Raw genomic sequence first — 9,331 nt, forward strand, 5'->3', positions numbered from 1 at the left:
GTGTCACCCGCCCTGGCGCAGGCTGAGCGGGCGCATGTCGGTCCACACCGTCTCGATGTGGTCCAGGCAGTCCTGCTTGGCTCCACTGAAGCCGGTCTCGTGCCACCCGGCGGGGAGTGTGCGGCCCGCCGGCCAGATCGAGTACTGCTCCTCGTCGTTACGCACGACCAGGTAGTGGTCGTCGGTCATGGTTCCTGCCTCGTTCATTTACGGTCCAGCTTGGGGATGGTGGTGGCCGGACGGGCCTGCTCGGCCTCGCCGTCGGCGGCCCGGAGCCGTTCGACGACGACCGCGAGCTCGGCCACGGTCGGTGACTCGAACAGGCTGCGCATCGGCAGCTTCACGCCGACGGCCTTGCGCAGGGAGGCGATGAGCTGCACCGCGATCAGGGAGTTGCCGCCCAGCGCGAAGAAGTCGTCGTCGATGCCGACCCGTGGCACGCCGAGGCCGTCGCTCCACACCCGCGCGATGGTCGCCTCCAGCTCGGTGCGGGGCAGGGCGTGGTCGTCGCCCTCCGCCGCCTGCTCGAGGCCCTCCTCGGCCCCGGCGTCGCCGGCGATGCTGTCGGTGGTCCGGGCCCTGGCCCGTTCGGCGAGCTCGGCCACCGGCAGCGGATTGATCACGACCTGGGGGCCGAGCCGCGCGGCCAGCACCCGGCGGAACGCCTCGGCGCCGTCCACGGGGGCGATCCCGTCGGTGGCCGGCGCGGCGGGCGCCGATCCGGCCGAGCCGCCGGGGGCGGCCAGGTCGCCGGTGACGGCGTCGCGGTCCACCCGGCGCAGCACGAAGTCGCCGATCTCCACCAGCACCCGGCCGTCCTCGTCGAACAGCGTCAGGTCCGCCGAGACCACGTCGTCACCGCCGTCGGCGTAGCGCAGGTGGCTCCAGAACCGCGCGGGCAGCGGCCCGCGCACCAGCACCCGTCCGTAGGAGAGCGGCAGGTAGCTGCCCTCCCCGCGTCCCTCGCCGAAGGCGGTGGCCACATCCAGCAGCGCCGGGTGCAGCACCCAGCGCTCCAGGTCGGCCAGCGCGGCCTCGGGCGCGACGATCCTGGCGAGCTCCTCGTCGGGGCCCACGTGGTGCTCGCCCAGCGCGTCCCAGCGGGGGCCGAAGGTGAGCATGCTGGTCCGTCCGGCCTCGACCGCGGTCTCACCCGTGCTCTCGCCCGCGGCCGGGCGCGGCCGGCAGCGGGCCGCGATCGACTGCGCGTCCGCCGCCGCGGCCGGCTCGGGGCGGACCCACCCGGCCGAGCCGCGCACGTGCGTGGCGGAGCGGCCCGCCGTACGGCTCGTCACCTGGAAGTCGACGCCGTCCGCCGAGGGGGTCAGCTCCACCCGGTACTGGGCGGTGCCCCCGTCGGGGACGGAGAACGGCTCCAGGAACGCCACGTCCCGCAGCTCCACGACGTGGTCGGCGTCCGGGGCGGGCAGGCACGCGGCCACCGCGGCCCGCGCCGACTCCAGGTGGCCGGTGCCGGGGACCACCGGCACCTGGCCGATGCGGTGCTCGTCGAGCAGCCAGTGCGTGGCGGCGGAGACCAGTCCGTGGGCCTCGGCCTCCCCGTCCTGGCCGGTCACCCGGGTGGACAGGACCGGGTGGTCCACCGCCCCGGCGACCCCGCCGCGGGCGGCGCGGAACCCGTCGGGCGCCGACACCTCGACGGCCATGCCGACCTCGGTCCAGCCGCCCCAGTTCTGCGAGACGACCGGCGCGCGCCAGCCGTGGGCGCTGCGGGCGTAGGCGTCGAGGAAGTTGTTGGCCGCGCAGTAGTCGACCTGCCCGAAACCGCCGACCACGGAGGTCACCGAGGAGCACAGGGCCACCCAGTCAAGCGGGAGGTCGCCGAAGACCTGCGCCAGGGCGAGGGTTCCGGCGATCTTGGGGGCCAGTACGGCGGTGGCCGTGGCGCGGTCCTTCACCTCGGCCATGCCGCCACCGGGCAGGCCGGCGGCGTGCACGATGCCGTCCAGCCCGCCGAACTCGGCGTCGATCCGCTCGCGCACCGCGCTCAGCCCGGCCGGGTCGGTGACGTCGGCGGCCAGCACCAGCACCTCGGCGCCCGCCTGCTCCATCCGCCGGATCGCGAGGATGGCGCGGCCCGTGCGGTCCGCGCCGCCGTGCACCGCCAGGTGGGTGTCCCACTCCTCACGCGGCGGCAGGCCGTTGCGGCTGAGCAGCGCCAGCCGCGCCCGGGCCCGCCGCGCGAAGTCCTCGGCGAGGGTGATGCCGATGCCGCCGATGCCGCCGGTGATCAGGTACCGGCCCCCGTCGCGGACGACCGTGGTCTCGGAGGCCTCCTCACCCAGGGGCACCTGGGCGTAGTCGGTGACCCAGCGGCGGCCGGCGCGCAGCGTCACCTCCGCCTCGTCGGCGGGCCGCAGCAGCTCGGCGACGAGGTCGGCCGTCTGCGCGGCGCCCGCCTCCGGGTCGGCGTCGATGTGACGGACGGTCAGGCCGGGCAGCTCCAGCGGGACCACCCTGGCGATGCCGGCGAGGGTGGCGTGCTCGGGGCGGGGCAGGTCGCCCTGCGCGTCCGAGGTGCCCGACGACACCACGTCGAGGTGGACCCCGTCGGCCACCCCCGCGCCGGCCAGGGCCTGGACCAGGCTCAGCAGGTCGAAGAAGCCGCGCTCCTGCGCCTGCCAGGTGGCGGCGATCTCACCGCCGGCCGGCAGGCCGTCCAGCGCCAGCGCGTGCACGATCCTGGCCGGGACGCCGCCGGCCAGCAGCGTCTCGTGGTCGCCGGGGCCGGCCACCCGCACGGCGGCGCCCCGGGCGCGCAGCTCGGCGACGAGCTCCTGCCCGCGGGGCCCGTCGGCCAGCACCAGGCAGTCGCCGAGCTCGGTCCGGCGGGGGTCGGGGGCGGCCTGGCGCCAGGTGGGCACCGCGAACCAGTCGGCCAGCGGCAGCGGGCCGCGGCGCCGGGCCGGGGCGGCGGAGGCGGTCTGGTCGACCGGGTCGGCGTCGATCCAGTAGCGCCGGCGCTCGAACGGGTAGACCGGCAGCGGCACCCGGCGGGCCGTCCCGGAGCCCGGGGTCAGCGGCACCCCGGCGGCCCACAGCGTGCCCGCCGCGTCGTAGACGGTGGCGGCGTCGCCGGTCCGCTCCCCGGGCCCGGGGAGGCTGGGCAGCGGCGCGGGCGCGCCCTTGGGCAGCTGCATCCTGGCCAGTCCGGCCAGCTGCCGTCCCGGCCCGCACTCCACCAGCATCGGCGGCGTGTCTCCGTGCGCGGCGAACAGCCCGGCGACGCAGGCGCCGAACCTGACCGGCTGCCGCAGGTGGCCGGCCCAGTAGGCCGGGTCCGTCGCCTGCTCGGCGGTGATGGGCGCACCGGTGACGTTGGACCAGAACGGCAGGCTCGGGGCCCGCCGCGGCACCGAGGCGACCAGCGCGGTGAACTCCTCGAGGATCGGCTCCATCATCGCCGAGTGGAAGGCGTGCGAGGTGCGCAGGGCCTTGCAGCCCACCTTCTCGGCCTTCAGCGTCTCGGCGAACGCCTCGATCGCCTCCGTGGGGCCGGCCACCACGCAGGTGCCGGGGCCGTTGACGGTCGCCACCGACACCCCGTCCGGCAGCCGGCCGGCCAGCTCCGACTCGTCCCGCTGGACGGCGAGCATCGCGCCCGCCGGCATCGACTGCATCAGCGCGCCGCGGGCGGCGACCAGGCGGACCGCGTCGGCCAGGGTGAACACCCCGGCGACGGTCGCGGCGACGTACTCGCCGATGGAGTGGCCGATCATCGCGGCCGGCCGTACTCCCCAGCTCCGCCAGAGCCGGGCCAGCGCGTACTCCACGGTGAACAGCGCCGGCTGGGTGTAGCGCGTCTGCCGGAGCGTCTCCTCGGCGTCGGGCGCGGTGCCGAACATCAGGTCGCGCAGGTCGAGACCGAGGTGCTCGGCGAGCAGGTCGGCGCACTCGTCGACGGCGGCGGCGAACACCGGTTCGGCCCGGTACAGCTCCGCGCCCATGCCCGCGTACTGCGCGCCCTGCCCGGAGAACAGGAAGGCCACGGCCGGCGGGGTGGGGCCGGCCTCACCCTTGCGGCGGCGCTTGCGCTCGCGCAGCGCGGCGACCGCGTCGGCACGGTCGCCGGCCACCACGGCGGCCCGGTGGGAGTATTCCTGCCGGCCCACCCGCAGCGTGTGGGCCACGTCGGCCAGCGCGAGGTCCCCGTGCGACTCCAGGTGCCCGGCCAGCCGCTCCACCGCCGCGTCCAGCGCGGTGGCGGTCTTGGCGGAGACCTGCAGCAGGTGCGCGGGCCGCGGGGGGAGCGGGTCCGCCTCGACGGACGGAGCCTCCTCCAGCACGACGTGCGCGTTGGTGCCGCCGATGCCGAAGGAGCTCACCCCGGCGCGCCGAGGACCGCCGTCCGTCTCCCACTTGCTGAGCGTGGACGCCACGTAGAACGGGGTGTCGGCGAAGTCGATCGCCGGGTTGGGCCGCTCGTAGTTGATCGTCGGCGGGATCAGCCCGTGCTTCAGCGCCAGCACCGCCTTGATCACGCTGATGATGCCCGCGGCCTGGCTGAGGTGGCCGATGTTGGACTTCACCGAGCCGATGCCGCACCAGCCGCGGTCCTCCGTGGCCTGCGTGTACACCGAGGTCAGGGCGGCCACCTCGATCGGGTCGCCCAGCGCGGTGCCGGTGCCGTGCGCCTCGACGTAACCGATCGTGCGCGGGTCGATCCCGGCGAGCCCGACCGCCTGCGCGACCGCGGCGGCCTGCCCGTCGACGCTGGGGGCGGAGAAGCCGACCTTGCCCGCGCCGTCGTTGTTGATCGCGTTGCCCCGCACCACCGCGTGGATGTGGTCGCCGTCGGCGATGGCGTCCTCAAGCCGCTTGAGCACCGCGACGCCGACGCCGCTGCCCCAGACGGTGCCGTTGGCGTCGGCGTCGAACGGCCGGCAGTGGCCGTCGGGGGAGGTGAACCCCTCCACGCCGATGTATCCGGTCGCCGGCGGGTGCTCCACGTTGACGCCGCCCGCCAGGGCCATGTCGCACTCGCCGCCGCGCAGCGCCTCGCAGGCCAGGTGGAGCGCGACCAGCGAGGTGGAGCAGGCGGTGTGGATGGTGAAGCTGGGCCCGCGCAGGTCCAGCCGGTACGACACGGTGGTGGCCACGTAGTTCGGCGAGTTGGCGGTGGCGAGCCCGATGCCGTGCCGCGTTTCCCACACCCGCTTGTTGCGGGCCAGGTTCTCCCACAGGTACTGGTTGCCGCCGGTGCCCGCGTAGACGCCGATGGCGCCGTCGTAGCGCGCCGGGTCGGTCCCGGCGTCGTTCAGCGCCGAGTAGCAGGTCTCCAGGAACAGCCGGTGCTGCGGGTTGAGGATCTCCGCCTCGCGCGCGGTGAGGCCGAACAGACCGGCGTCGAACTGGTCGTACCCCTCGACGTAGGGCGCCTTCGACACCCAGCTCGGGTCGTCGACGTCCTCCTCGGACACGCCCCTGGCCACCTGCTCCTCGCGGGTGAAGGTGGTGATCGATTCCACGCCGTCGACCAGGTTCCGCCAGAACTCGTCGATATCGGAGGCGCCCGGCACCCGGGCGGCCATCCCCACGATGGCGATCGGTTCGACGCCCTCGTCGGTGACGTCACTGGTCATGGTCGTTCTCCTGTCCGGTGGTGCTGTGGACGCGTCGTGGGCGTCGCGTGCGGTTGCGCCGCGCCTCGGCCCGGGAGGCCGCGCGGGCGAGTTCGGGATTGCCTGCCTGGGGGTGCCCGGCGGAGCCGCCCGCCGGGGTGTCGGTGTCGAGGTAGGCGGCGAGGGATCGGATGTTGGGGTAGCGGAACAGGTCCACCATCCGCAGTTCACGGTCGAGCTGGACGCACAGGCGGGCGTGCACGGCGGCGAGCGCCAGCGAGTGACCGCCGATGTCGAAGAAGTTGTCGTCGGGGCCGACGGCGTCCCGCTCCAGGACCTCACGCCAGATCGTGGCGATCAGCTCCTCGGTGGCGGTCGACCCGGTCCCCTGGCCCGCCGACGGCGCCGCGGCCACCGGGTCGGCGACCCGCATGGCGCCGGGCGCCGCCTCCGGCGAGACCCGGCCGGGCAGCGCGACCGCGCCCATCGGGGTGGCCGGGTCGGCGGCCAGCGCGCCGACCACGCTCACGTAGTCGGCGAGCATCGCGTCGATCCTGGCGGCGTCGAACAGGTCGGGGTTGTAGACGACCTCGACGGAGAATCCGCCGTCCCGCTCCGCCACGTACACGGTCAGGTCGAACGGCGAGCCCGGCTTGTCGACCTCGATCGTCTCGCCGCGCACGCCGGGCAGCTCCAGCCGGGGCTCGGTCAGGTTCAGCACGTTGAACATGACCTGCACCAGCGGGGCGCGGGAGGGGTCCCGGCGGATGCCGAGCTCCTCGACCACGCGCTCCAGCGGCGCGGCCGGGTGCGCGGCGACGTCCAGCAGCTCGCGGGTGCAGCGCCGTACGTGGGTGGCGAAGTCGGTGCGGTCGTCCGACCGCAGCCGCAGCGGGACCATGTCGATGAAGAACCCGACCAGGTCGTCGAAGGCGGCCACCCGCCGGTCGGCGACGACCGCGCCGACCACGTGGTCGGCGGCGCCGGTGAGCCGGTGGAGCAGCCGGCCGAGCCCCGCCAGCAGCACCCCCGCCGGGGTCGCCCCGAGGTCGGCGGCGAGCGCGCGGACCGCGGCGTCGGTCCCGGGCGGCAGGGCCACGCGGGCCTCGGCGCCCCGGTAGGTCTGCACGGCCGGGCGGGGCCGGTCGCGGGGCAGGTCCAGCACGGTGGGCGCCCCGCTCAGGTGCCCGGACCACCAGGCCAGGTCCGCCTCGCCGGTGCGGCTGTCCCGCTCGGCCCGCCAGACCGCGTAGTCGGCGTAGGAGGCCCGCAGCGGCGGCAGGTCCACCTCCCGGCCGGTGACGGCGGCCGTGTAGGCGGCCGACAGGTCGGTGTAGAGCGTGTCCCGGGACCAGCCGTCGAACACCGCGTGGTGCAGGGTCAGCGCCAGCACGTGCTCGTCGGGGGTCAGCACGTACAGCCACGCCCGCCAGGGGGAGCCGCCCGCCAGGTCGAACGGCGCGGACGCGCCGGCCGCCAGCCGGGTGCGCAGCTGCGCCTCCCGCTGCGCCTGGCCGTACCCGCTCAGGTCGACCACGGTCAGGTCCACGTCGGAGGGCGGCTCGCAGACGGCGTACGGCACGCCGGCCCGCTGCCGGATCCGCCAGCGCAGCACGTCGTGCCGCTCGGCGACGGTCCGCAGCGCCGCCCGCAGCGCCGCCACCTCCAGGGGGCCGCGCAGCCTCTCGGCCAGGGCGATGTTGTACGGCGCAGCCTCGGGCGCGAGCTGGTCCAGGAACCACAGGCGGCGCTGCGGCGGGGCCAGGGTCGGCGGGTGGCCGAGGGTGAGCTCCGGCCCCGCCAGCCGGGCGGCCCCGTCGAACCGGGCGGCGATCTCCGGCAGGGTGCGGCCGGCGAACACGTCGTCCACCGTCACGTCCAGGCCCAGTTCGCTGCGGGCGGCGGCGACCAGCCGCATCGCGGTGATCGAGTCGCCTCCGCCGGCGAAGAAGTCGGCGCCGACGCCGAGGCGCCGCCACACCGCCGCGAGCGCCCGTTCGGTGGCCGTCTCCCCTTCCGGCGAGTCGTCGGCCGGGCGCTCCTCGGCGGCCAGCTCCCGCAGCCGGGACCGGTCCACCTTGCCGGAGGAGTTGAGCGGCAGCTCGGGCAGGCGCAGCACGCGTCCCGGCAGCATCGCCACGGTCAGCCGCGAGGCGGCGTACCCAGGGTCGGCCGGGGCGTCCTCCGGCGTGAGGAAGGCGACCAGCTCCAGGCCGCCGCCGGGCCGCGGCACCGCCTCCACCGCCGCCTGCGCCACCGCCGGGTGCTCCTGCAGGACGGTGGCGATCTCGCCCAGCTCGATCCGCTGGCCGCGGATCTTGACCTGTCCGTCGCGGCGGCCCAGGTAGACGAGCTGTCCGTCGTCGGCGTACCGCGCCATGTCCCCGGTCCGGTAGAGCCGCGCGCCCGCCTCGCCGGAGAACGGGTCGGGCACGAACGCCGCGGCGGTCAGCGCGGGCCTGTTCAGGTAGCCGCGGGTCACGCCGGGGCCGCCGATCAGCAGCTCGCCCTCGGCGCCGGGCTCGACCAGGCGGAAGTCGTCGTCGACGACGTAGCAGCGGTGGCCGGGCGTCGGGTGGCCGATCGGCACCGGCGTGGCCTGCGGGGCGGCCAGCTCGGCGGTGACGGCCGACACCGTCGCCTCGGTGGGCCCGTAGACGTTGACGAACCGGCGGCCCGGCCACCGGTTGACCAGCTCGGCCGGCACCGCCTCGCCGCCGGCCATCACCACCTGCCAGTCGGGCAGCGTGGCCGGGTCGAGCAGGGCCAGCACGGCGGGGGTGACGAACCCCCAGGTGATCCGGTGCTCGGCGACGAACCGCTGCAGCCTGGCCGGGTCGGAGCGGTCGGCGTCGCCGGCGATGTGCACCGACCCGCCCACGATCAGCGGGACGAACAGGTCGAGGGCGGAGGCGTCGAAGCTGAGGGAGGAGAAGCCCAGCGCGCGGGTGTCCGGCCCGGCCCCGACGGTCTCGATGCTTCCGAGGGCGAAGTCGGCCAGGTTGTGGTGGGTGACGAGCACGCCCTTGGGCCGGCCGGTGGAGCCGGAGGTGTACAGCACGTAGGCGAGGTTGTCCGGCGCGGCCGGGCAGTCCGGCACCGCGGCCAGGTCGACGGACTCGGCCGGGCCGGGTACGGCGACGCACCGCAGGCCCGCCTCGCCGGCCGCCTCAGCGCCCGCCCGGTCGGCCACCACGACGTCCAGACCGGCGTCGACGGCCATGTCCCGCAGCCGCAGCCGGGGGCCGGCCGGGTCCAGCGGCACATAGCAGCCGCCGGCCAGCAGCACGCCGAAGATCGCGACCAGCAGCGCGGGCCGCCGCTCCATGCAGATCCCGACCCTGGTCTCCGGCCCGACGCCGAGCGCGCCGAGCCGGGCCGCGAGCGCGGCGGCGCGGCCGGCCAGCTCCCGGTAGGTGATCTCCTCGTCCCACTGGGCGACCGCGAGCGCGTCCGGCACGGTACGGGCCCGCGCCACGACGAGGTCGGCGACGGTCCGTCCCGAAGAGACGGTCCGCTCCGGGGAGAGCGTCTGATCGGCCTCCATGCGGTCCGCCTCCAGGTGGTCCGTCTCCGAGTGGCCCGTCTCCGGGTGGTCCGTCCCCACGGGGTCCGCCTCCGGGCGGTCCGCCTCCGGCTGGGACAGGCGCTCGCTCACAGCCCACCGCCCGCGGTGACGGGGTCGGTGATCTGCAGGCGCAGTTCGCTGAAGTAGCGGTTGCCCTGGTGGTCGGGGACCCAGGCCTGGT

The 9,331-nt window shown here is 75.8% G+C and carries 3 protein-coding genes; all 3 read right to left on the reverse strand.

The features are described 5' to 3' along the window. Positions 1–3 precede the first annotated feature (3 nt). From ACZ6R6_RS43475 to ACZ6R6_RS43485, 3 genes are read right to left on the reverse strand one after another with little or no spacing between them, the layout of a single operon-like run. Positions 4–207, reverse strand: coding sequence for an MbtH family protein (locus tag ACZ6R6_RS43475; protein ID WP_306862569.1), 204 nt, complete (start codon positions 205–207; stop codon positions 4–6). After that, a complete protein-coding gene (locus ACZ6R6_RS43480; RefSeq protein WP_470102791.1) occupies positions 204–5,603 on the reverse strand; it encodes a type I polyketide synthase in 5,400 nt (1,799 codons plus the stop codon). Before ACZ6R6_RS43480 ends, ACZ6R6_RS43475 begins: the two co-directional genes overlap by 4 nt. Next, entirely contained in the window at positions 5,593–9,240 is a 3,648-nt protein-coding gene (locus tag ACZ6R6_RS43485) for an acyl carrier protein (RefSeq protein ID WP_470102792.1), read from the reverse strand. Before ACZ6R6_RS43485 ends, ACZ6R6_RS43480 begins: the two co-directional genes overlap by 11 nt. Positions 9,241–9,331 lie beyond the last annotated feature (91 nt).

This window comes from Streptosporangium sp. NPDC048886 (assembly GCF_055586905.1).

Bases quoted from the DNA above. Each gene is read 5' to 3' on its own strand.
- ACZ6R6_RS43480 (WP_470102791.1), bottom strand. From the start codon at position 5,603: ATGACCAGTGACGTCACCGACGAGGGCGTCGAACCGATCGCCATCGTG.
- ACZ6R6_RS43475 (WP_306862569.1), bottom strand. From the start codon at position 207: ATGAACGAGGCAGGAACCATGACCGACGACCACTACCTGGTCGTGCGT.